At 65.9% G+C, this 22,975-nt stretch carries 17 protein-coding genes; 6 read left to right on the plus strand and 11 right to left on the minus strand.

From position 1 onward, the window contains the following. Nucleotides 1-42 precede the first annotated feature (42 nt). Nucleotides 43-1,521, plus strand: coding sequence for a type VII secretion protein EccB (gene eccB / locus ACWDXS_RS26380; RefSeq protein WP_378993603.1), 1,479 nt, complete (start codon nucleotides 43-45; stop codon nucleotides 1,519-1,521). On the opposite strand, the gene ACWDXS_RS26385 is transcribed toward eccB, so the two are convergent. From ACWDXS_RS26385 to eccD, 3 genes are all read right to left on the minus strand, one after another. After that, on the minus strand, nucleotides 1,518-2,285 hold the full coding sequence (locus ACWDXS_RS26385; RefSeq protein WP_378993602.1) for a potassium channel family protein: 768 nt from the start codon (nucleotides 2,283-2,285) through the stop codon (nucleotides 1,518-1,520). The genes eccB and ACWDXS_RS26385 overlap by 4 nt on opposite strands. Before the next feature lie 62 nt (nucleotides 2,286-2,347). After that, complete coding sequence (mycP, locus tag ACWDXS_RS26390; RefSeq protein WP_449969588.1) at nucleotides 2,348-3,766, minus strand: type VII secretion-associated serine protease mycosin; 1,419 nt, start codon at nucleotides 3,764-3,766, stop codon at nucleotides 2,348-2,350. Next, the gene (gene eccD, locus ACWDXS_RS26395; protein WP_378993600.1) at nucleotides 3,763-5,229 is read right to left on the minus strand and encodes a type VII secretion integral membrane protein EccD; all 1,467 of its coding nucleotides are present in this window, start codon (nucleotides 5,227-5,229) and stop codon (nucleotides 3,763-3,765) included. Before eccD ends, mycP begins: the two co-directional genes overlap by 4 nt. Nucleotides 5,230-5,415: 186 nt before the next feature. Here eccD and eccCa point away from each other — a divergent pair, with 186 nt between their 5' ends. The 4 genes from eccCa to ACWDXS_RS26415 all read left to right on the plus strand — a co-directional run bounded on the left by eccCa (nucleotide 5,416) and on the right by ACWDXS_RS26415 (nucleotide 12,373). Beyond that, a complete protein-coding gene (eccCa, locus tag ACWDXS_RS26400) occupies nucleotides 5,416-9,453 on the plus strand; it encodes a type VII secretion protein EccCa (protein ID WP_378993599.1) in 4,038 nt (1,345 codons plus the stop codon). Then, entirely contained in the window at nucleotides 9,450-10,880 is a 1,431-nt protein-coding gene (locus ACWDXS_RS26405) for a type VII secretion-associated protein (protein ID WP_449969593.1), read from the plus strand. Before eccCa ends, ACWDXS_RS26405 begins: the two co-directional genes overlap by 4 nt. Continuing rightward, entirely contained in the window at nucleotides 10,877-11,437 is a 561-nt protein-coding gene (locus tag ACWDXS_RS26410; protein WP_449969596.1) for a hypothetical protein, read from the plus strand. Before ACWDXS_RS26405 ends, ACWDXS_RS26410 begins: the two co-directional genes overlap by 4 nt. A 96-nt stretch (nucleotides 11,438-11,533) precedes the next feature. Next, nucleotides 11,534-12,373: a hypothetical protein gene (locus tag ACWDXS_RS26415; RefSeq protein WP_449969599.1), complete on the plus strand. Its 840-nt coding sequence runs from the start codon at nucleotides 11,534-11,536 to the stop codon at nucleotides 12,371-12,373. Nucleotides 12,374-12,440: 67 nt separating this feature from the next. Here ACWDXS_RS26415 and ACWDXS_RS26420 read toward each other — a convergent pair whose 3' ends face one another. From ACWDXS_RS26420 to ACWDXS_RS26455, 8 genes are all read right to left on the minus strand, one after another. Continuing rightward, nucleotides 12,441-12,743, minus strand: a complete 303-nt coding sequence (locus tag ACWDXS_RS26420; protein ID WP_378661988.1) for a WXG100 family type VII secretion target — start codon at nucleotides 12,741-12,743, stop codon at nucleotides 12,441-12,443. A gap of 33 nt (nucleotides 12,744-12,776) precedes the next feature. Beyond that, nucleotides 12,777-13,100: a WXG100 family type VII secretion target gene (locus ACWDXS_RS26425; RefSeq protein WP_378661991.1), complete on the minus strand. Its 324-nt coding sequence runs from the start codon at nucleotides 13,098-13,100 to the stop codon at nucleotides 12,777-12,779. Between the two features lie 351 nt (nucleotides 13,101-13,451). Then, entirely contained in the window at nucleotides 13,452-14,681 is a 1,230-nt protein-coding gene (locus ACWDXS_RS26430) for a DUF7373 family lipoprotein (protein WP_449969604.1), read from the minus strand. Nucleotides 14,682-14,707: 26 nt separating this feature from the next. Beyond that, a complete protein-coding gene (locus ACWDXS_RS26435; protein WP_449969607.1) occupies nucleotides 14,708-15,973 on the minus strand; it encodes a DUF7373 family lipoprotein in 1,266 nt (421 codons plus the stop codon). A 33-nt stretch (nucleotides 15,974-16,006) separates the two neighbouring features. After that, nucleotides 16,007-17,545 (minus strand): serine/threonine protein kinase, encoded by a 1,539-nt coding sequence (locus ACWDXS_RS26440; protein WP_378993593.1) that lies wholly within the window; start codon nucleotides 17,543-17,545, stop codon nucleotides 16,007-16,009. A gap of 93 nt (nucleotides 17,546-17,638) precedes the next feature. Then, nucleotides 17,639-18,871: a DUF7373 family lipoprotein gene (locus ACWDXS_RS26445; RefSeq protein WP_449969610.1), complete on the minus strand. Its 1,233-nt coding sequence runs from the start codon at nucleotides 18,869-18,871 to the stop codon at nucleotides 17,639-17,641. Then, nucleotides 18,868-20,061 (minus strand): DUF7373 family lipoprotein, encoded by a 1,194-nt coding sequence (locus ACWDXS_RS26450; RefSeq protein WP_378993591.1) that lies wholly within the window; start codon nucleotides 20,059-20,061, stop codon nucleotides 18,868-18,870. The genes ACWDXS_RS26445 and ACWDXS_RS26450 overlap by 4 nt, the downstream gene beginning before the upstream one ends. Nucleotides 20,062-20,133: 72 nt before the next feature. After that, nucleotides 20,134-21,333: a DUF7373 family lipoprotein gene (locus ACWDXS_RS26455; protein ID WP_449969613.1), complete on the minus strand. Its 1,200-nt coding sequence runs from the start codon at nucleotides 21,331-21,333 to the stop codon at nucleotides 20,134-20,136. Between the two features lie 143 nt (nucleotides 21,334-21,476). Between ACWDXS_RS26455 and ACWDXS_RS26460 the strand changes: the two genes are divergently transcribed. Next, complete coding sequence (locus ACWDXS_RS26460; RefSeq protein ID WP_449969616.1) at nucleotides 21,477-22,799, plus strand: FHA domain-containing protein; 1,323 nt, start codon at nucleotides 21,477-21,479, stop codon at nucleotides 22,797-22,799. Nucleotides 22,800-22,975: the final 176 nt, after the last annotated feature.

Below are 22,975 nucleotides of genomic sequence, written 5' to 3' on the forward strand. Positions count from 1 at the left end.
TACTGTGTTGCCCGGACGAGAGCACTGTTCGGGGGAGGAACCATGCCTTCAAAACCCACAACGCGCTGGCAGGTCAGCGGATACCGCTTCCTGGTGCGGCGAATGGAGCACGCCCTGGTGCGCCGGGATGTGCGCATGCTGCACGACCCGATGCGCGCGCAGACCCGTGCCTACGTGGTCGGACTGGTGCTCGGCATCGTGGTCCTCGCAGGTTGTGGCGTGCTCGCGCTGCTGCGCCCGCAGGACAAGATCGGCGACAGCAAGATCCTGATCGCCAAGGAATCCGGCGGCGTCTACGTGGTCGTCGACAATGTGGTGCATCCCGCGCTGAACCTGGCCTCGGCCCGGTTGGCCGCCGGTGAGGCGTCCAAGGCGGCGATCGTCAAGGAGTCCGAGCTCGGGAAGAAGCCGCGCGGTCAGCTGATCGGTATTCCGGGCGCCCCGTCGTCGATCCTCTACGACAAGGGCGGCAAGGGCCGCACCTGGACGGTGTGCGATCAGCTCAAGTCCGACGGCACAGCGGATCTGACCACGTCGGTGCTGGCCGGCGACCCGAATCTCGGCGCCAAGGCATCGAAGGTGGATGCGGGCAAGGCCATGCTCGTGAAGGGCAAGGACGCCGTCTACCTGGTCTATGACGGCAAGCGTGCCCGCGTGAAGATGGACGATCCGGCCGTCACCCACGCGCTCGGGATCACCGGCGTGACTCCGCGTCCGATCAGCGAGGGCCTGCTCAACGCGATTCCCGAAGTGCTGCCCCTGATCACGCCGGTCATCGACAACCCCGGTGGCACACCGACTTACAACGTGAGCGGCCACAAGATCGGCGACGTGGTCCAGGTGTTCAACGAGCCCAACCAGAACTACGTGGTGCTCCAGAACGGACTGCAGGAGATTTCGGCGCTGACCGCCCAGATCATCCGCAACTTCTATCCGACCATGATGAACGGCACGACAATTCAGTCGACCGACCGCACCTACGCGACCATCGTCCAGACGTTGAAGGTGCAGGACTACCCGCGCGACCGGCCGACGCTGATCACCGCCAAGGACCAGCCGGTCAGCTGCATGTCGTGGAAGCCGATCGCGGGCGCCACCGACAACACCGACGCGACCGCACGCGCCGAGCTGACCTTGCTGACCGGCATCGATCTGCCGATCCCGGACAAGGCGAAGATGGTCGACCTCGCGCAGGCCGACGGCGCGGGCCCGAACGCGGACACCGTCTTCATTCCGCCGGCGTCCGGCGCCTACGTGCAGTCCACCGGCATCGAACCGAACAGCCGCCGCAAGGACAGCCTGTTCTACATCGCCGATACCGGCGTCCGCTTCGGCGTCAAGAACGCTGACGCGGTCAAGGCGCTCGGCCTGGAGGAAGTCAAGGCCGAACCGGCGCCGTGGCCGATCATCGGACTGCTCGCGGGTGGGCCGACGATGGGTCGGGAAGAGGCGATGGTCGCGCACGACGGTGTCGCGCCGGATCCGTCGCCCGCCAAAAAGCCTGTCGCCACGGTGAACTAGCCGGACGGGGTCGCCGACTTCGCGGAATCGGAGCGAAGTTCGGCGACCTCGGTCCGTAGGGCTCTGACCTCGTCGACCAGTTCGCGGAGCATGCTCTCGGCGCGGTCGGCGGCGTCGTCGACGGTCTTGAGTTGTTCGACGACCCAGCTGGTCATGGTGCCGATGGCGAAGGAGATCAGGCCGATGCCCAGCGTCATCAGCACCAGCGAGACCAGTCGGCCCTCGGTGGTCACCGGGTAGACGTCGCCGTAGCCGACCGTGGTCACCGAGACCGCCGACCACCACAGTGCGTCGCCGAAGGTCTCGATCTTGGAGTCGGGTGCGCCGTATTCGGCGTCGAAGAAGGCCAGACTCGACAGCAACAGGATCAGCAGGGAACTGGTGGCCACGAAGGTCACCAGGCGGGTGCGCGGGTGCGTCGCGCGGTTGAGAGCGTCGAGCAGCAGCAGCGAAGCACGGAGCAGCCGCAGCGGGCGGAACGGCGGTACGAGCACGACCAGCAGGTCGAGAGGATGCTTGCGGAGGAAGCGCAACCGGTCGCCCGAGAGCCGCAATCTGACCACGAAATCGACGAAGAACACCGCCCAGATCGCGATATCGGCCAGCACGAGACCGGTATCGAGGCGCGGTGACACATCGGTGTCGAGCACCCGCCACGCGTACATGACGACGAACACCACCGCGAGCGCCATCAACGGCAGATTGGTCGCGCGCTCCCACCGCTGCCTGCGGGTGAGTGGACGGTCGGTTGTTGACGAATTCATGCGGCTACCTGGGTTGACGGGCTCTGGCCCGCCGACCGTACCCTGCTCTTTGGTCGAGCAGGTCAGAGATCGTCGGCCGACATCCCGAATTTGCGCCGGATCGGGAACGACGCCAAGACGCCGAGGACCAGGATCAGGCCGATGGCGCCGGAACCGATCAGCGCCACGTTGCGCGCGGTGTTGTCCGCGGGCGGCGGCGGTGCGGGCACCGCGAGCTGCAGGCTGCGCGCCGGGCTGGCCTGCTTCGGCGGAAGTTCCCTCGGCACTTCGTTGGTCAGCGCCGCGACGGGATCCACTGCGCCGTAACCGATGTACGGATTCCAGCCCTCTGCCGGTGCGTGGGCCGTGGCCTGCAACCGCTGGATGACCTGCTTGGCGGTCAGGTCCGGGAACCTGTCGCGCACCAGCGCGGCGACGCCTGCGACGTACGGCGAAGCGAAACTTGTTCCGCTGTAGGCCATGTACTTGCCCTGGTTGTCGTACTTGCCGTCGGAGATGCCGGCGGTCCTGGCATCGAGGGACGTAATGCCTTCTCCCGGTGCGGCAATGCCGACCCATGGACCGGGCACGGTGAACGACGACGGTGCGCCGTTGGCGCCGATGGAGCCGACCGAGAGCACATACTCGTCGTACCAGGCGGGATTCACATAGGTGCGGATCGTGCTCCACAGATCCTGTGCGGGCTTGAGCGGGTCCGGCCCGGGATTGCCCGACTTGCAGGCGTTGTCGGAGTTACCCGCCGAGCTGACGATCACCACGTCCTTCTCCAGCGCCGCGTACCGCACGGCCGCGCCGAGCGCGCCGAACGCCGCTTCATTGGCCGGGGAACCGCTGTTGCAGGCGACGAGCGAGATGTTGATCACGCGGGCGCCGAAGTCGGCCGCCCGCCGGATCGCGCTCGCGAGTGAGGAGACCTTGCCGTAGCCCTCGGGGAAATCGTCGGGCCCCTTGTTCCGGCCCGCGCCCTCGGACTGATAGAGGGAGCTGGTCTGGCGAATGCTGAGGATGCGGGCCTCGGGCGCGACACCGGAGAAACCCTGGTTGTCGATCTTGGTCGCGCCGATGATCCCGGCGACAACGGTGCCGTGCACGTCGCAGTCCTCGGCCCCGTTGCCGCCCGCGGCCACGTAGTCACCGCCCGCCCACAGATCGGGCAGGCGGGGATGGGGTTCCACGCCGGTGTCGATCACCGCGACGAGTTGTCCTGCGCCACGCGAGAATTCCCACGCCCGCTCCAGATCGAGGGAACGCTGGCTGGGAGGAATCACCGCCGTCGCGGTACTCGCCTGGGTGCGGAAGCACAGTCCGTTGGTACCGCTGCCGCGCTCGGTCTTGTCCGGCGGCGCGGCGGGATCTCCCGCGGGCAGCAGTCCGGGATCGATGGCCGGCGGCCGGTCCGCGTGCGCTGTGCCGTAGAGACCGAATCCGGCGTTCAGACCGACGACCAGAGCAACGGCCGTCAGTCGAAAGCCGAGCCTCACAGCCCGCGAACCAGCGAGTAGAGATCGGCGACCCAGAACACCAGCGGCAGCACCGCGGCGACGAACGCGTACTCGAGCAGTTCGACGGCCCGGCGCATCGGCGGCGTCGCGGACTGGTTCGGCACGATCAGGCCCATCACCAGCGCCGAGATCAGAATCACCAGCGCGGCACCGAAAACGACCAGCGGCTGGCGCATTTCGAGCGCGACGCCGACCAGCATGATCAGCACGATCGACGAGCCACCCGCGATCAGCACGATGGCCTGCTCGGCGCCCGCGTAGGTGCGGCTGCGGAACATCAGTACCACCGCGCACACCAGCGCGAGCGAGATGCCGGGCCAGTAGGGATCTTCGGAGCCCGCGTCGGTCGCCAGCAGCGCGCCGGCGACGGTGACCAGCGTGGTCGCGCTGACCAGGCCGGCGAGGTAGTTACGGGCCCGTTCCGACCGCGCCCGCAGGGCGTCGAGGGTCGGCAGGGCGCGGTGGTCGTCCGGATCGTCCTCGGTCGGATCGATCGGGGTGCCGGGGGAGGGGACCGGCGGCAACGGCAATTTGGCCAGCAGCATCGAAACACGCGGCGCGAGTGAGAGTCCGGCCAGACCGAGCGCGGCGACGACCGCGCCGATCGCCTTGACCGGCTGATCGGCGAGCAGCCCCACCAGGGCCGCGGGCACGCCGAACACCGAGACGGTCGCCGCGCCGATGAACAGCGCGAGGCCGATGCCGGTGACGCGCCAGGCGAGTACCGCGATGGAACCGAGCAGCGCGAATCCGAGCAGCAGATGCGCCGCCCCGTAGTGATCGGGCACCAGCAGCATGCCGCCGGTGAACGCGGTCGGCAGCGCGCAGCCGGCGAGCACGAGCGCGGCCGAGGCGTCGCGGTACATGCGGCTCAGCACCGTGCCCGCCACCACGCAGAGGATCGCGACGAACAATGCGAGCGATCCGGAAACCCAGAACGGCAACGCATCCGGCGCGGCCAGCAGGCCGAAGCAGCCGACCAGCATGGTGAGCGCGGCGAGCACCGAACCGGTGACGCGGGCGGTCTTCGGCGTCCAGCTGCGGTAGTGCTCGGCGTCGGCGACCGCGACGTTGTACATGATGTCGTCGAACAGGGGCGTCGGCGCCGCGTGCGAGGCGCTCTCCAGCATCAGCAGTTCGCCGTCGCGTACGCCTTGTTCGCCGAGGCTCAGCGAGTTCGAGAACGGGGGGTGGCCGATGCGGGCGAGCACCCATTCGGCGGGTTCGTAGCGTTCGCCGTCGTTGTCGAAATCATTCGAGCGGCTGTGCTGCGCGACCATGTCGACCACGCTGGGGATGACGAGGGCGACCGGCACATCCACCGGAATAGCCATGTCTACCTGCGTGTGCTTGGCCAGGATGGTTACTCGGGCAAGGTCCGGCGCGCGCACGATGCCGCGCGCGGAGTCCTCTTCCACATGATCGAGTCGCGCGTGCGTCAAAACTCCCCCAGTTCCGTCTCTACCTCGTGTTTCCGCTCGACCGCTCACACGGTCGACAGTTTGCGGAACCCACCGTTCGGACAGCAGAATGCCTGACGAACCATACGACATGTCGGCCGCGACCTCTACACTGAGCCCGTCGCGACGACAGATGAGCGAGTAGTCAAGCAGGGGGAGTCTTCGACCATGAGCACCGTCAGGTTCCAGCGCCGTGCCCGGCGCGAGATGCCGCGTACACCCGGCGGCGAGGTCACGCTGCAGCCGCCGCCGGAGATCCCGCGGATCACCCCGGGCAACCTGCTCGCGAAGCTGATGCCCGTCGTCATGGTCGTCGGCATGGTCGGCATGATGGCGCTGATGTTCACCCAGGGCAGCGGCATGCTGTCCAACCCGATGTCGATGATGTTCCCGATGATGATGATCATGTCGATGGTCACCATGTTCGGACAGGGTGGTGGCAAGGGCGCCAAGGCCGCTGAGGCCAACGAGGACCGCAAGGACTATCTGCGCTACCTCGATCAGGTCCGTAAAGACGTCGACGAGACCGCCAAGCAGCAGCGCGCCGCCGTCGAGTGGAGCCACCCCGAGCCCGGCCTGATCTGGATGCTCGCGGGCACCAGCCGGATGTGGGAGCGCCGCTCCGGCGACAAGGATTTCTGCCACGCGCGCATCGGTCTCGGCGGCCAGCGCCTGGCGACCAGGCTGGTAGCCCCCGAAACCGGCCCCGTCGAAGAGCTGGAGCCCATCGCCGCGGTGTCGCTGCGCCGTTTCGTGCGCGCGCATTCCACGGTTCCCGATCTGCCCACCGCCATCGCGGTGAAGGGCTTCGGCACCGTCGCCCTCGACGGCGACCGCGCCCAAGCGCGCGACATGACGCGCGCGATGTTGTTGCAGCTGTGCATGTTCCAGGCGCCCGACCAGGTGCTCGTGGCCGTGGTCTGTGGCCCGGACACCGCCCGCGAGTGGGAGTGGACCAAGTGGCTCCCGCACACCCAGCACCCCGATTCCCAGGACGGCATCGGCACCCAGCGCATGTTCTACGGCTCCATCCGCGAGGCGATGAGCGGCCTGCATCCGCTGCTCGGCAACCGGGTCCGCTACTCGCGTAACCAGCCGAACAACCCGAACATGGTGCACGTGGTGATCGTCGTCGACGGTGGCCTGCTCGAGGCCGAGGACGACCAGCTGCGTGAGTCCGGGTACGAGGGCGTCACCATCATCGACCTGTGCAATTACGCACCGCGCCTTGCCGTTTCGCGCGGCATCAAGATGGTCGTCGAAGACGGCGAGTGCCTCGGCCGCGGCGCCACCGGCAACCAGGAACGCTTCGCCACCATCGACCGGGTCAGCGCCGAGCAGGCCCAGCAGCTGGCCCGCAGGCTCGCGCCCTACCGTGCGGCCACCCAGCGCAGCAGCGATGTCGAGACCGACGAGACCGAGACGATCTCCACCTGGTCGCAGCTGATGAACCTGGGCGATATCGGCAACTTCAACCCGGCCAGCGCCTGGCGTCCCCGCTACGGCCGCGAGCGTCTGCGCGTGCCGTTCGGCATCGGCGCCGACGGTGCACCGGTGGAGCTCGACATCAAGGAAGCCGCCGAGAACGGCATGGGCCCGCACGGCCTGTGCATCGGCGCGACCGGTTCCGGTAAGTCGGAATTCCTGCGCACCCTGGTGCTCAGCCTGCTCGCCACCCACTCGCCCGACCAGCTCAACCTGGTCCTCGTCGACTTCAAGGGTGGTGCGACGTTCCTCGGCCTGGACGGCGTTCCGCACGTCGCCGCGGTGATCACCAACCTCGAGGACGAAGCCGACCTCGTCGACCGTATGAAGGACGCGCTGGCGGGCGAGATGAACCGCCGCCAGGAAGTCCTGCGCCAGGCCGGTAACTTCGCCAACGTCTCCGAATACGAGAAGGCCCGCGCCGCCGGTGCCGACCTCGACCCGCTGCCCGCGCTGTTCGTCGTGCTCGACGAGTTCTCCGAACTGCTCACCCAGCACCCCGACTTCGCCGAACTGTTCGTGATGATCGGCCGCCTGGGCCGCTCGCTGCAGGTCCACCTCCTGCTCGCCTCGCAGCGTCTGGAAGAGGGCAAGCTCAAGGGCCTGGAATCGCACCTGTCCTACCGCATCGGCCTGAAGACCTTCTCCGCCAACGAGTCCCGCCAGGTCCTCGGCGTCCCCGACGCCTACAACCTGCCGAGTACCCCCGGTGGCGGTTACCTGAAGTCCGACTCGGGTGAGATCCAGCGCTTCCAGGCCTCGTACGTGTCGGGTCCGTATGTCGGTGGTGGATCGGCGCGCGAGGTCACCAGCGCCGGCATCGTCGGCGGCGAGATCGACGTCAACGCCCGGCCTTTCGCGGCGACCCACGTGGGCTTCCGCGCCGCCGATCGGGTTCCGCTGCCGGTGGAGGCCGAGTTCGAGCCGGAGCCGGTCGGCGACGACAACGAGCAGATGTCGAACCTGAACATGCTGGTCTCGCGCATCTCGGGCCACGGCCGACCTGCCCACGAGATCTGGTTGCCGCCGCTCGAGGAAGCGCCGACCATGGATCAGCTCGTGCCGCGCTCGATCCTCACCGGCGAATTCGCCGCGATCGCCACCCTGCGTGCCCCCATGGGCATCGTCGACCGCCCCTACGATCAGCGCCGCGACCCGTTCGTGGTCGACCTGTCCGGTTCGCGAGGCAATGTCGCGATCGTCGGCGGTCCGCAGTCGGGTAAGTCGACCGCCCTGCGTTCGATGATCATGGCGATGGCGTTGACCCACACCGCCGAGCAGGTGCAGTTCTACTGCCTCGACTTCGGTGGTGGCACGTTGACCAGCCTGCAGGGTCTGCCGCACGTCGGTTCGGTGGCAAGCCGCCTCGACGAGGATCAGGTCCGGCGCACCGTCGCCGAGATGACCACGATCGTTCGCACCCGTGAGGCGAAGTTCCGTCAGCTCGGCATCGAGTCGATGGTCGAGTTCCGTCGCCTGCGTTCGATGGATCCGGCGTCGAGCCCGGCTGCCCAGGGCGCGCACGAGGATCCGTTCGGTGACGTATTCCTGGTGATCGATGGCTACGGTTCGATCCGCCAGGACTTCGACGCGCTCGAGCAGGTCATCATGAACCTTGCGGTGCAGGGTCTTTCGTATGGCGTGCATGTGGTGATCGCGCTCGCCCGCTGGGCGGAAGCCCGCCCCGCGCTCAAGGACCAGATCGGCACCCGCATCGAGCTGCGCCTCGGCGATCCGATGGATTCCGACCTCGGCCGCAAGTTCGCGTCGCTGGTTCCGCAGGGTCGCCCCGGCCGCGGTATGACCGCCGAGTGCCTGCACATGCTCACCGCGCTGCCGCGGATCGACGGCTCCGCCGATCCGTCCAATCTGGGCCAAGCGGTGTCGTCCGCGGTCGAGACGATCGCCCGGATGACGCCGGGCCGTCCCGCGCCGCAGGTCCGCATGCTGCCCGATCAGCTGCCCCGCGAACAGCTGCTGTACCTGGCGGGCAACTGGCCCTCGCGGGTCGATCCGGCGACCAAGTGCCTGCGAATCCCGATCGGTATCAACGAGGCCGAGCTCGCTCCGGTCTACATCGATTTCGCGGAAAGCCCGCACTTCATCATCATCGGCGACTCCGAGTCCGGTAAGACCACGCTGTTGCGCTCGATCATCGAGGGCATCGCCGCGTCGAACACCCCGAATGAGGCACGGTTCATCGTCGGCGACTACCGCCGCTCGATGCTGGGCATCATCCCCGAGGGTTACCAGGCCGGATACGGTTCCACCGCACCGCAATTCACCCAGAACATGGCCGACCTCGCGGCGTATGTCGCCAAGCGGACCCCCGGTCCCGAGGTGACGCCACAGCAGTTGCGCGAGCGTTCGTGGTGGACCGGTCCCGAGCTGTATGTGCTCGTCGACGACTACGACCTGGTGGCCACCTCGTCGGGCAACCCGGTCTCGGCGCTCGTCGAGCATCTGCCGCACGCTCGCGACCTCGGCTTCCACCTGATCATCGCTCGCCGCTCCGGTGGAGCCAGCCGCGCCATGTACGAGGCGACGCTGGCCCGGATGAAGGACCTCGGTTCGGCCGCACTGGTGATGAGCTGCAGCAAAGACGAAGGCGTCATGGTCGGTACCACGCGTCCCGGCCCCAAGCCCGCCGGGCGTGGCACCTTCGTCACGCGTAACACCGAGGGCCTGGTCCAGACCGCCTGGATGCCGCAACCGGAATGACCGTCGTCGAGCTCGTTGTCAGCGAAGCCAAAGTGTGGGCGCGTGGCGCCACCACCCACTGGGATGTCGCGCCGTCGGTTGTCTTGGGCAGCAACGGTTCCGATCTCGTCGTCGGTGAGCCGCTGACCCCGCCCACCCAGGCGGTGTCGGTGGTGCAGTACCTGGCCGGCGGTGTACTCGCGCTGCCACCTCGGATGCCGACGGTGGGCCAAGCCCTGTCCGCGCTGCTCGCGGCGATCATGGACACTCTGCGGGTGACGCCGCTGTGTGAGCAGATCGTCATCGTGCATCCCACCTCGTGGGGGCAACCCGAACTCGATCTGTTCGGCACCGCCGCACAGCAATTCACCCACGAGGTGGCATTCGAGGCCTGTGCACTGCGGGCCTCGGCCGTCGATGTCACCGCCAGTCGTAGCCGCCGCACCGCGATCATCGAGTTCGGCATGCTGTCGACCTCGGCTTCGTCGGTCACCTACGACACGTACGGCACCCACGTCGAGGCGGTCGAGGTCGAACCGAACCTGGCGGCCTCGGAACTCGCCGACGAAGAAGGCTTCGGCCGGCTCACGGCACTTCTCGGCCGCCTGCTCGCCGATCGCCCCGCCGACGTCGTCCAGGTGTTCGGCGCCACCGATCCGACGGTACTGGCCTCGGTCACCGCCGCAGTCGAAAGTGCGTGCGGCGCAGGTGTTCCCGTCAGTCCGCTCACCGGAACAGACCTGGCGCGACCTACTCAGAAGGCTCCCGCCTACACGCCGAACATCCCGCCCGCGGCCGAGTGGATGCAGCCCCTGCGTGAACGTGCCGCGGCGACCAACCCGGTCGATCGCCGCCCGCTCTACATCGGCGCCGCGGCTCTCGCCGCTGTCGTCGCCGCGGCAGCGATCGGTGGCTTCTTCCTGTTCGGATCCGGCGACCAACAGGCCACGGCCGCCGTCGCGACCACCTCGGCCCCCGTGGTGACGAGCGCAGCACCCCAGCCCACATCGGCGAAGCCGAAGCCGAAACCCACCACCGAGACGGTCGGCCGAGTCGTCATCGAGATCCCTGCGGGCTGGCACCGCACCACGGCCACCGACGCCCGCGCCGACCTCGTCCCCGACGAGGCGGCCCGCCACCGCATCACCATCACCCAGAAGCCGGTCACCCCCGGTGCAGGCTACGACGAGGTCGCCGCCGACCTCAGCGCCCAAATCGCCAAAAAGCCCGCAGGCACCGTCACCCCGGTGCGCCGAGACGTAGTCTTCGCCGGCCGCCCCGGACTCTCCTACGAAGAGCGTCCCGCTGACGGGTCAACGGTTCGCTGGCAGGTCCTCGTCGAACGGGGAATCCAGGTCAGCATCGGCTGCCAGTACGCCGAAAATGGTTGGGCCGGTGTGATGTCCGCCTGCGAGCAGGTCGTCGGAGGCGTCCACGTCGGGCCATGAGCCGCATCCTCTTCGCTGCGCTCCTGGCGTCCTGCACGCTGGCATGTACCCCGGCCGACCTGTCGACCTCCAGCACGCCCTCGTGCCCGACGGACGTTCCTTCGGCTACCACGGCCAACACCGCCGGCTTCACCATCCATGCCCCCCAACTCCCGGGCTGGTCGACCCAGCCGGTCGAAGGTGGTGGTCTCGTCCTCCACCGTTTCGAGACCATCGAAGGCGCCGACCCACCCTTCGGCATGGCCACGGTCACCGTCACCACCTTCAGCCCCGCGAAGACCGCCGACGCCGCGAGCAACACTCTTCAGATCCTGCGCCCCCACGAATCCGACTGGCACCGAACACGTTCCGAAGAGGTGCGGATCTGCGGCACCCCCGCCCACCTCACCGCCGGAACCACCGCCAACTCCCACCACGACTACCTGGAGTTCGCCTACCCGGTGGGCGACAAGTTCTACCCCATCCAAATAACCACCCAAACCCCCATCACCAACGTCCCCCGCTACCGCTCAGAGCTGGACATGATCCTCAGCGGTGTGCGGATCAGCGGGCAGTAGCGGATTGCCTCGATTCGGGTTCGACGGCGTGCGCAAGTACGCTCGCAGCGGGTCGCCGGTGTATCGCGCGCGGCCTGTGAATCGGGAGGGGAAACCATGACTTATCCACCGCCGCAGCAAGGTCCGGGTTGGGCACCCGGTCAGGGTGCGCCGCAGCAGTATGCCGGTCAGCAGCCGTATCCGCCGATGCAGCCGCCGCAGTACGGCTCGCATCCGCAGCCGGGCGGTCAACCCCACCCGCAACAGGGTTGGGGTCAACCACCGCAGCAGGGATGGCCCCAACCGCCGCAGCAGAACCCGTGGTGGAAATCGCCTCTTGTGCTGGTCGGCGGCGCTGTTGTCGTCATCGGTGTGCTGGTGGTCGGCGCTGTCGCTTTCGCCGGCGGAGGCGACGACGAAGCGGGAACGGTCGCAGCGCCCCCATCGTCGGTCCAGGAAGCGCCCGCGGCGCCCACCGCTGCGAAGAGCACCTCCAAGCCCGCACCGACGACGACCAAGGCGGCCCCGCAACCTGTTTCGGCCGATGCCAAGATCGTCCTCGAAGCGTTGCCCGCGCCCCTGCGCGAAGTCGTCGCCGTCAACAACATCACCGAGAAGGCCCCGATCGGCAACGACCCGTACGCGGTCCGAGTGGTCTTCACGGTGCCCGCCAAGAACAGCTTGACGGTTGGCCTCCTCAGAACAGCCGTCGATATCGACCGCTACCCGATCGCCTGGATCGACACCAACCCGGACAAACTGCTCCGTCAGTGGAGCAGCCAGCACCCGGAATGGCTGATGGACAAGGGCGAGAAGAAGTTCCGCATCGATGACACGATCCCGGGTGGCGGGGCCACCGTGGAAACCTTCAACACGGCGACGAAGCTGTACACGGTGATGTCAGGATTCAAGGACAAAGACGCTGCCTTGAAATACCTCGAGCGCGCTGGATTCTAGGACAACTGGTCCTGAAACAAGTCAGGCCCCGGCTGTGAGCCGGGGCCTGACTTGTATGGTGCTGGGATCAGAACAGACCCGCGAGAGCGGTGTCGGTGCCCTTGAGGTCCGAGTTGCCGGTCTGGACCAGCGTGCCGGCACCTTCGAGGGTGGTGTTGAGCTGCTGCACGTGGGTGTTCCACTGCGCCTGCAGCTGAGTGAACGCATCGTTCGCGTCACCAGCCCAGTTGTTGGTGACGAAGTCGGTGACCTGCTTGTGGAAGTCCTCCAGCATGGTCATGATGCCGCGGGCATCCTGGACGATGCGCTGCGCACCGGCCTCGACCTCGCCGAAGTTAGCGGAAATCCGCGTGACGTCGTTGCCTGCCATCGATGGCTCCTTACTAAGTGTGGTGGGGTCGGATCAGAGAGCGGGGAGGTCGAGCGAGCTGACCTGGGCCTTCACCTGCGAGGCGAAGTCGTGGTCCTGCTCGTCGTAGGACTTACCGGCGTTACGCAGGTTCTCGCAGGTCTCGAGGAGCTTGTCGTTGAGCTTGTCGGCCTGGAAGTAGTAACGCTCCATGAAGGAGTCGAACGCTGCGCGGGCGCCACCACTCCACGTTGCGGTGGTCTGGTCCTCCAGCGTCTTCAGCGCCTGGATCGCGGTAAGCAGATCCTGGTGCTTGGACTCGGAGGTCTTCACGAAATTGTCAATTTCGGTTGCACTGGCACTGAGCTGACCCGCCATGGTGTCTTCCTTCCGATTTGCTGTGCTGGGAGTCGGGAGCAACTGCTCCGGTCGACCCGTTCATATGATTGGACGCGAGCCAGGGTGGATCGGTTCCCACATCTTCCGAGATTTTTTTCGGCCCCCGGGATGACGCCGATGTCCACCCTGCTGTACCTGCGGATTCATGGCTCCGCCGTCGCCCTGGCGACACGAGGCCTACATGTCCGCGAAGCTTTCCCCCTCCTTCCCCTGCCACAGCCCGAGTCACAAGGCCAGCGGCACTTCGCGTATCACCATACCGATCGCGGCGCTGTCTGCACACCCCACTCCCGCCGCCGTTGTCGGACAGGAGCATGTGTGCAACGTCAGCTACTGGGCGTTGGCGAAGACGGCATACTGCGCGGCCGCACGCTGATGCGCGTCATTGATCTGGTGGCTGCTGACGAGCCCGACATACTGCCGGTAACGCACCGAGCAGGAGAACCGCTTGATGTCACTGGAGGTGACCTTGTTCTCGATGCAGTTGGTAGCGGGCACCGCGGTGGGCGAGTTCGCCGGGCCGAATCGCGGGCCCTCGAACATCCCGGCCTGGAACTTCTCCGCGGCAGAAGAGTCTCGTGCCCGGAAAACGGTTGCGTCCCATCCGATCCCGATGTGATCGACGCCGGTCTCCTCGTACAGACCCCGGTGTTCCTGCTCCGCACGTTGTACCTGCAGGAAACCCTGGAGGCCGTACGATGCCGACCGCGTATCTTCCGGCCCGCCCAGCTGTTCGCGGTTCAACGCACGTTCCAACACATGGGCAGGATCGTGTTCGAGCATCAGTATTTCCATCGGCGTGAGCGCCGGCAACTTGTCGAGCCGTGGCAATTGGGCATCCAGGACTCGGCCGGCCAGATCCTTCAATTGCGGCAGATCAGCTGACGGCAGACCCACCTGCAGGCTCACGACGTAACTGCCTCGCGCGATATTCGCGGCCATGCTCGGTATTCCGGGGCGCCAATGCGCGTGGGCGGCCGGGTACTTGTCGATTGTCAGCTTCTGATTCTGGTCGGCGGCTACCTGGAAGTCGAGGACCTCGATCGATTCGGCCGCGCGTCTTGCTGCATCGTCGTCCGGAAATTGCATTACACGCATTCCGAAATATGTCGGTTTCAGTGAACGTTGAGTATCTGCCAGGACGTCATCGCCGGGCGATAGGGCAAACGTGCCGAAGTGTTCTTTATCGGTGCTTCCGGTACTGAATCCGTAAAGCAGCCGATGCTCTTTCAGTGATGGCTTCACCGTATCGCTGAACTCGCTCAACAAGGTTTCGGATGTAAACGAACCCCAGGCCCCGTACTTCAGGCTCGGATCAACATCGGTGCCGAGTACGAGATGGTCGGCCAGGCGCATAGCTGCTAGTTCCTGGCCGTACTTGTAGCCGTGCTTATACTGATAATAAGCGCTGACCGGGAGCGTTTGGTACTTTCCTACATCCAAGGTTCGGACATCGATTTCGCCTGCGATCGCCGTTCCGTCGACGTTCGATCCGCAGCCTGATCCCAAAATCGACGAAATAACAGCTGCGACCGCAACTTTAGCAATATGTTTGCGCATGGTCTGTCCTCGCTTCCGTCTGGCTATTATTTGGAGTTCGCCAATAGCGAGTACTGGGCCGAAATTCGCTGATGTGCATCGGTTAGTTGGTTTGCGGATATCTGGGCCGCATATCTGCCGAAGGTGATGGTGCAGTAGAACCGCGGGTTGACACCGCGGAATTTTTCCCGATTTTCGTGACATTTGGCAGACGGCAGTCCTGGTGGGCTCGGTGCCACAATGAACATGCGGCCACGTTCGCCCCGTCGCTTCTCCAGCAGCTGTGCGGACTCTGCGTTCTTGGTCCGATACAATTCCCCGCCGTTGAAAGCGGCCACGTCAACGCCTGTTTCATCGAACAGTCGCTGGTCTTCAGTGATATTCAGCGAGACCTGCAATGCGCCATGCTTCTGATATGCAGTAGGGATCGTGGCACCGTCAGTTACAGAGTCGTTGGTAGCAGGGACTGTCATGGCAAGAATTCCGTCGACATCGCGGTCCAGCGTGCTCCATTTATCGCGCGGAGTCGGTGTGAATTTCGACAAACTGGGCTGGATAGCCGCGATGACCTTCTCTGCCTTGGACTGCATCCCGGGTAGGTCGTCGGTTCCGATCTGATCACTGAGATTGTCTCTGGCGACGGTCAGTACCAAGAATTGACCTACTGAATGCCACACGTAGATTGCATCGTATAGCGGGGTCCACACGGCATGGGCTTCAGGAAATCGCGATAGCCGGGTGCCTTGGTAGTTTGCCCCGAGAATTTCCTGGTGCTTGGCGCCCAAGGATGGCACGGCGTTTTTGGCTGACTCGGCATCAGTAAACAGAAGGGCATAGTTGTTCAGTGTCCAGGAGAGATTTCCATTGAAGTCAGATCGCCCCTCGCTGTAATAGCCGGATATGAACCCGGGTGCGAAGGTGTTGAAATCTTCGCGGCTCATGAGCAGATCCCGTGACAATGGGTAGTGCGATACATCTGTGAACGTACGACTCTGGTTGAATCGGTTTGTGAAATTCAGCGCTGGGTCGATCTCTGTAGGCAGGGGCATGGCCTCGGCAATGCGTCGCGCTTCGACCAGTGCTGCCTCGTCGTCGGTTTCAGCCATTCCCAAGGGGATCGGTTTGCTCGGGTAGTTTCCCATTTCGAGCTTACTCAGGTCGACCTGTACCTCTGGAGCGGCCACCGGGCCGGCCGGGCTTGCTTCGCCCCCGCAGCCTGTCGCCAACAGGCATGCGATAGAAACTGTCGCGCTTAATGCCGCTCTGTATGCTCGTTTTCTTGATGCATTTGGTGATGTCAATTCAGAACGCAAAGCGTCCCCCCGTTGGTAGTTTTTCGAATTTCTCTATCTGATCTTTGATTTGAGGACGGGGACCAGCTTGCTGATCATCAGTGCCTCGGATTCGGGCGACCAATTCCGCATGGCGGATACCGTGCTGGGATCATCGATAGGGACGACAATTGCCCGTGAGCTGGTTATTCCGTACGGGAGACCGAGAAGCCCACCGCCACCGGCCTTCTCGTCGCTACGGAGCACGATGACGTAGCTGTCGTCCGGTGCTTCGAGCGCACTCGAGCTGTCCGAGACCTCTTTGGGTGACGGAATCCCTTCGGTATTCGTGTATTTGAAGTTGTAGACGAAACCGAGTTTTTCCAAAAACTGTGTCTGCGGGCTGCCGGTAAAATAGATTCCGAATTTGTTCGGTTGCTGCGTGACATTGAGGAGCGTGACAGTCTTACCTGCGAACTGCGGATTGTCCTTGCGTTCCTGCTCGATCGGCGGCAGGGCAGAGGCCGATGTGCTGGTGGTGGTGCCGGGCGTTGGGTCGGATCCGCCCGCGGCCCAAATGCCGACTCCGGTGCCGATTCCGACGACGAGCGCGATTGCTGCGCCGATCACTACCGCGCGCTTGGTCTTGCTGGGAGCGGTCGGTGTGGATGCTGTGAGTCCGTGCAGCGATACCGCGGCCCGCGGATCGGTGTGCTCGCGGGGCGGCATCACCTGGATCGGGTAAGTCGGTGAAGTGTTGTGGCCGGTGGGGTTGAATCCCGGTGTCAGCGCGTTCGATGCGGCATCGGTGAATTCGCGGCAGGTGGCGAAACGTTCGGCGGGGTTTTTGGCCATCGCGCGGGCGAAGACGTGGTCGATGGCGTGGGGGAGGCCGGGGCGGACTCGGGTTGCCTGGGGTGGGGGCTCGTGGAGGTGGCCCATCATGACCATGGCGGGTTGGGCTGCGGGATAAGGGTTTTGGCCGGTCAGGAGTTTGTAGAAGGCGCAGGCGAGGCTGTATATGTCGGCGCGATGGTCGAGGACGGCGCCGCTGAGTTGTTCCGGCGGGGCGTAGGCGATGGTGGCGAGGAAGCTGCCGGTCTGGGTGAGTTCGGTGGCGTCGTCGGTGGACTTCGCGACACCGAAGTCGGTGAGCAGGACGCGTTCCTCTTCGCCGTCGCTGCTCGACAGCAGAAAGTTGGCGGGCTTGACGTCGCGGTGCAGCAGGCCGCGGCGGTGGGCGTAGTCCAGGCCCTTGCCCACCTCGCTGGTGATGCGAAGGGCGCGCAGCGGGGTCATGGAATGCGGGTCGCGGGCCAGTTCGGCAGCGGCGTCGGTGCCGTCCACGTACTGCATGGCGATCCACAGCTGGCCGTGCTCTTCACCGCGGTTGTAGACCGAGACGATGTTGTTGTGGTCGAGGCCGGCGGCGAGATTGGCCTCGCGCTCGAAGCGCGCACGGAACTCGGGGTCGCGGCTGAGTTCGGCGCTGAGCACCTTCAGGGCGTCCATCCGCGGCAGGCTGGGATGTTTGGCCAGGTAAACCGTGCCCATGCCGCCGGCACCGAGTACCCGCTGCACGCGGTACCCGCCGACGATGGTGCCGTGGCTCATCACCATCTTTTACGATCTCCTGACTCAATGCCGCACACTGCCGCTTTCCCGGCTGGAGCATATAGGACTCCGTAGGGGTCGGCCGGTGTGGGATTATCGGCTGTTGGCGAATAGTGCATATTGCGCGGCCGCACGTTGATGGGCATCCAAAAGCTGGTTGCCGCTGACTATTCCGACGTATTCGTTGTAGGCGAGGATGCAGCTGAAGCGTTTCGCCGCGCCGGTGCGTTTGTTCTCCACGCAGGCGGTGTCGGGGAGGTTGGGTGGGTTGGCGGCTTCGGTTTCTACCTGCCAGAGGAACATCTTCTCGGTGACCGCGCGGCGGGCGGTCTGCTCGTCGGGAGTGCGCACGGCGATCGAGCCCCAGGACAGGGCCACCTGCTGGGCGCTCATCTTGGTGAGCTGCTCGTCGATGTAGTGGCGATCGGTGGGGAGCTGGTCGCCCGCGTAGTGCAGGATGCCGTGTTTGCCGGTGACCACGTAGTAGCCGGAGCCCTCGGGGTTGGCCAGCTGGTCAGGGTTGAGGGTGCGCATCAGCAGGTGGTCGGGGTCCCACGGCAGCGTCATGACCTCTTCGTCGGTGAGCGGCGTGGTTTCGGCGAGTGCCGCGATCTGCTCGGTGAGGGCGTTCGCGGCGAGGGTGGTGAGCGCTTGCTGGTCGGGGGTCGGCACCGAGAGCAGGAAGGCGATCACGTACGGGCCGTGGGGGAGCACGGTGCGCAGGAAGGGGGAGTCGGGACGCCAATGCGACAGGGCCGCAGGGTGTCCGGGGATGGCAACGGGTTGGTTGCGGCCTTCCTTCATGGCGAAGTCGGTGTCGTAGAACTCTTTCGCGGCGGCGGTCGCGCGGTCCGCGTCGGGGAACTGCAGGACCATGGTGGTGGCGGTGAGTCTGTTGTCGGCCTTCTTCGTCGGCCAGTCACCGTAGGTTTCGACCCGCGAATCCTTGGCGGCGCCATTGGATTCGAAGCCGTAGAGCATCTTGTACTTCTTGGCGATCGCCGACATCGCCGGCTCGTCGCCGAGCGCGGAGGGCATCACGCCGGCGGAGACGGTGGTCGCGCGTTTGCCGTAGGTCATCTGGGCGTCGACGTCGCGGGAGTTGATCACATAGTCGGCGATCCGCATCGCCGCCACCTCGTACATCTCGTAGAACGGTGGGACCGGGTCGTCGTCGTGGGCGTTGACCGGCTCGGTCGGGTACGAGCCGACGTCGAGGCTGCGAACATCCATCTCGGCAGGCAGCGCCTGCCCGGACAGGGTGGAGCCGCACGCGGTCAGGACGGTGGCCAGTGCGGCGGCCAGCACGGCGTATCGGATTGTCATTTCGCGTTCACCAACAATGCGTACTGGGCCGAGATCCGCTGCTGGGCGTCGAGGAGCTGGTTCGACCAGACGTAGGCGGCGTAGCGGTCGTAGGACACCGCGCAATAGAAGCGGATCGCGATCCGTTGTTTCCTGCCGATGTATTCCTTGCACTGGGCGCTCGGCAGGTTCTTCGGTGCGGCGGAGGCGGTGAATTTGCGGGTGACGCCGCCGAGCTCGTCGCGGACGCCCTGGGCGCCGGCGATGTCGCGGGCGCGGTAGACCTCGGCGCCGTCGTTGGCGTAGAGGTCGATGCCGTAGTCGTCGATCATCTTCGCGGCGCTCACCGGGTCGGAGAGGAAGTGGCGGGCGGTGCGGCCCGCGTAGACGCCGGGTGGGTTGATCCAGGAATCCTCGCGGGGGCGGGGTGCGGTGCGGCCGAGCATGCCGTCGCGATCGCGCTGCAGGGTCATCAGTTCGGTGCTGGGGGTGGGGGTGAATTTCGCGACGGCAGGGACGATGGTGTCGAGGCTCTTGCGGGTGAGGTCGAGCAGCGCTTGCTTGTCGACCTTCTCCAGCCAGATCTTCAGATAGTCGTAGAACCAGGTGTAGATCACCAGATGACCGGTGGCGAACCAGGACCCGATCGACTGCTGATCGGGCTGCCAGTGCGCGATCGCCGCGGGATAACCAGGAATCTCGATGCGCTGGTTGTTCGGGGCGTAGCCGAAATCGAGTTTCTCCAGCTCGGCTGCGGCGGTGGTGGCCTTCTGCGCATCGGGGAAGATCATCACCGCGTTCACCATGTCCAGGCCCATGTTGCTGGGCTTCGTCTCCGCCGAGCTCACGAATCCGCCGATGAAATCGGGGGCGACCTCGGCGAACCGGTCGACGGCCATGATCTTGCCGAGCGCGGCTTCGGCGTCGAGGAACACCGACGCGATCGACGGATTGGTGTGGATGAACCGTGGATCGATATCGGCGGGCGTCGGTACGAAGTCGCCGAGACGTTCGGCCTCGATGAAGCGGCCCTGGTCCAGGTTCGCGACCGTCCCGACCTGGCGGGGCTGGGTCGGATAGTTGCCGACGTCGAGAGTGGCGAGGTCCACCGGGGCGTCGGTGGCGGCGATCTCGTCGGGACCACCGCAGGCCGTGACGACAGTGGTCAACAGTGCGGTCGCCAGGACACAGACGACTTTGGTGGCTCGCAACTCATTTCCTCCCCGAAACGATCGTCGGCGAGATCCTACGTCACCGCAATCGAGGAGTGGGGCCGAGCGAACTCACAAGCTGTTGGCCAGCAGGGCGTACTGGGCGGTGATTTTCTGGCGGACCTCGGGCTCACCGTCGGCGCTGACCATGGCCAGATAGCGCTTGTAGGCGACATAGCAGCGGTAGACGTAGTCGTCTTCTTTGTTGCCGTTGTCGTTGAGTTTCAGGCAGGTCGCGGTGGGGACATCGGCGGGGGCGGTGATCGGGTCGTAGTGGCCCGCCGAATCGATCAGGCCCTGCATGAGCGATTGCGCGGCGGACTGGTCGCGTACCCGCGTGACGGAGCCGCCCTCGACCACCGCGTGGGCTTCCACTCCTGTTGCGTCGACCAGGTTCTGGCGGGTGGTGAGGTTGGCTGCCTTGTTGACGAGATGCTCAGGAGCATAGGAGGCGAACGAGTACTGGCCGGGGCGCATGGCGGCGCGGTCGTCGACGACCGCGCGGGCCAGGAGTCCGGCGGGGTCTACCGGGAGGTCGGAGATCTTCTCGGTGGGCGTGGGGTCGAACTTCGCGAGCTGGGCGAGTTCGGCGGCGAGATTCTTGTCGACCCAGGAAGTGAGGTCGGTCGCGTCGGCCCGTGGCCGCTGGATGAACAGCGAGATCACGAACTCTTCGTGGGCGAGGAAGGCGCCGATGGTGGGCACGCCGGGGCGCCAATGGAGGTAGGCGTCAGGGTATTCGGTGGAGGCGAGTTTGCGGTTGTCGGGGGAGACGGCCAGGTCGACGTCCTCGAGTTCCCGCGCGGCGAGAGTGGCGGCCGCCGCGGTGGGGAACCGGAACAGCGCTGTGGTCAGCGCGGTCGCGTCGGGACCGGGACGGGTCTGGCCGTCGGGATCTGCCTTGTCGGCGCCGAGCGCGACATAGCCGGTGACGAACTTGCGGTTCTCCAGAACAGGTTTGGAGACGTTGGCGACGAAATCCAGCGCGCGTTCGATATCGGGGACGATCACGCCGCCGCGTCCGTGCGAGAGCGACGGATCGATCCGCACCGCGGGCACCACGGCCGCCGACATCCGCGCACCCTCGACGATCGCGCCCCTGTCGCCCGCGGTGTCGGTGTAGCCGTGCCGGTCGGTGGCGAAGGTCCCGGTCTCCAGGCCGCGCACATCGGGCTCACCGGCGACGGCTGTGCCGCTGACGGCACAGCCGGACAGGACGATCAGAGCCCCACCCCAGGCGAGCGCGATGCGAATTCTGGTCGAATCGATCATCAGGTTCCCCTCGATGTTCCTCCCGCGACACCTATGAAGTTACCGGACCTACCCCGCCCAGGGGGACCTGATCGGGGTGCTTGCCATAGTCTGGATGACATGGCGACCCCCCTGCTGTGCAGTTCCGGTGGAGGCCGATACCTGTGAGGGATCGGCAGGTCGAAGTGGTGCTCGGAAGTCACGCGGTCGCACGGGTCGCGGGCGCGGTGATCGTGGTCGCGCATCGCGGGCAGGGCAAGCTCACGCCCGGCGATACCGCGGCGATCGCGCTGGAATCGCTGGCGGAGTTGGTGCGTGACGCGCACGAGCAGGCGCCGTCGGGGCCGGGTTCGGTGGTGGCGCGCGAGGCGACGCGGTGGCTCATGAAGTACGCCGAGCAGATCTCGCCGGGCGTGCCGATCGATTTCGGGGTGCTCTCGGCCGCCGACAACGGTGGCGTGGCGATCTTCCTGCACGGTTCGGTGACTGCGGTGCTCGCCGACGACCACGGCCCGGAGTACTACCGCGGTAGTGACGCGGCGTTCACCGTCGACCGGGTCGCCTCCGAGCCCGCGAAGGCGGTCGCGCTGTTCGTCGACGACGCCAAGGGCCGCATCCCGGATCTGCCGCCGGAGCGCGGAATCGGTTGGCTGGTCGAGGGAATCGCGCAGGCAGGCGGGGCCGTGATGTGGTCCAACGATGTGCGCAGCCGGGTGCGCACCGCGGAATCGGTGGGCCGGACTCGCAGGCCGCCACCGCCTACTGCGCGTATCGATCGGGAACCGCGTGCGGCGCAACCGGATTCACGACCGTCCGAGCAGCCCGCGACGGGGATGCAGCCGGCGACCTCGATGCTGGACGCTGTCACCGGCACCGCGCACGGCACGGTCGACACTCCCGTCGCCGACCCGCACAACGCCGAAACCCGGCTCTCCGGAACCAATCCCGCGCCCGAACCCGACCCCGACCTGCAGCGCAGGCTCGAAGCCACCGCCAAGTCGACGGTGCTGGCGGTGAAGGTGATGGGATTCAAGTGCGCGCGTGCGCATCCCAGTGATCCGCGCTCGGCGTTCTGCACGGTGTGCGGCATGCCGGTCGATCAGACCCAAGCGCTCGCCGAGGTGGTCCGCCCGCCGCTCGGCATGCTCGTGCTCGACGACGGCATGACCTATCTGATGGCCGCCGACGCGGTGATCGGGCGGGACCCGGAGAACTCCGACGCCGCCCAGCGCGGACTCATCCCGCTGCGCATCGACGACACCTCCGGCGGCATGTCGCGCGCGCATGCCGAAGTGCACCTGGTGAATTGGGACGTGCAACTCATCGATCGCGGTTCCACCAACGGCACCCGCAGCCGGCACCCCGGCTACCGCGACTGGGTCCGCCTCACCCCGAATCAGCCGATGGTGCTCGTCCCCGGCACCGAGGTGATGATCGGCAACCGGGTGCTGCGCTACGAACCGGCCGCACCACCCCCGTTCGGCTGACAGCCCTTCACCGATCGCATTCCCGGCCCCGCACATCCCGACCTCGAGGAGGGATCCGCCGCGCAGCGGCGGGTTCGCGGCCGTCCCGTCGATCAGGCGCCGTTGCGTACGCGACGAAGGAGCAAGCAACGGTGCCTGATCGACGAAGCCGACCTTGGTGTAATAGGCCGTCGCAA

This window comes from Nocardia sp. NPDC003183 (assembly GCF_053590715.1).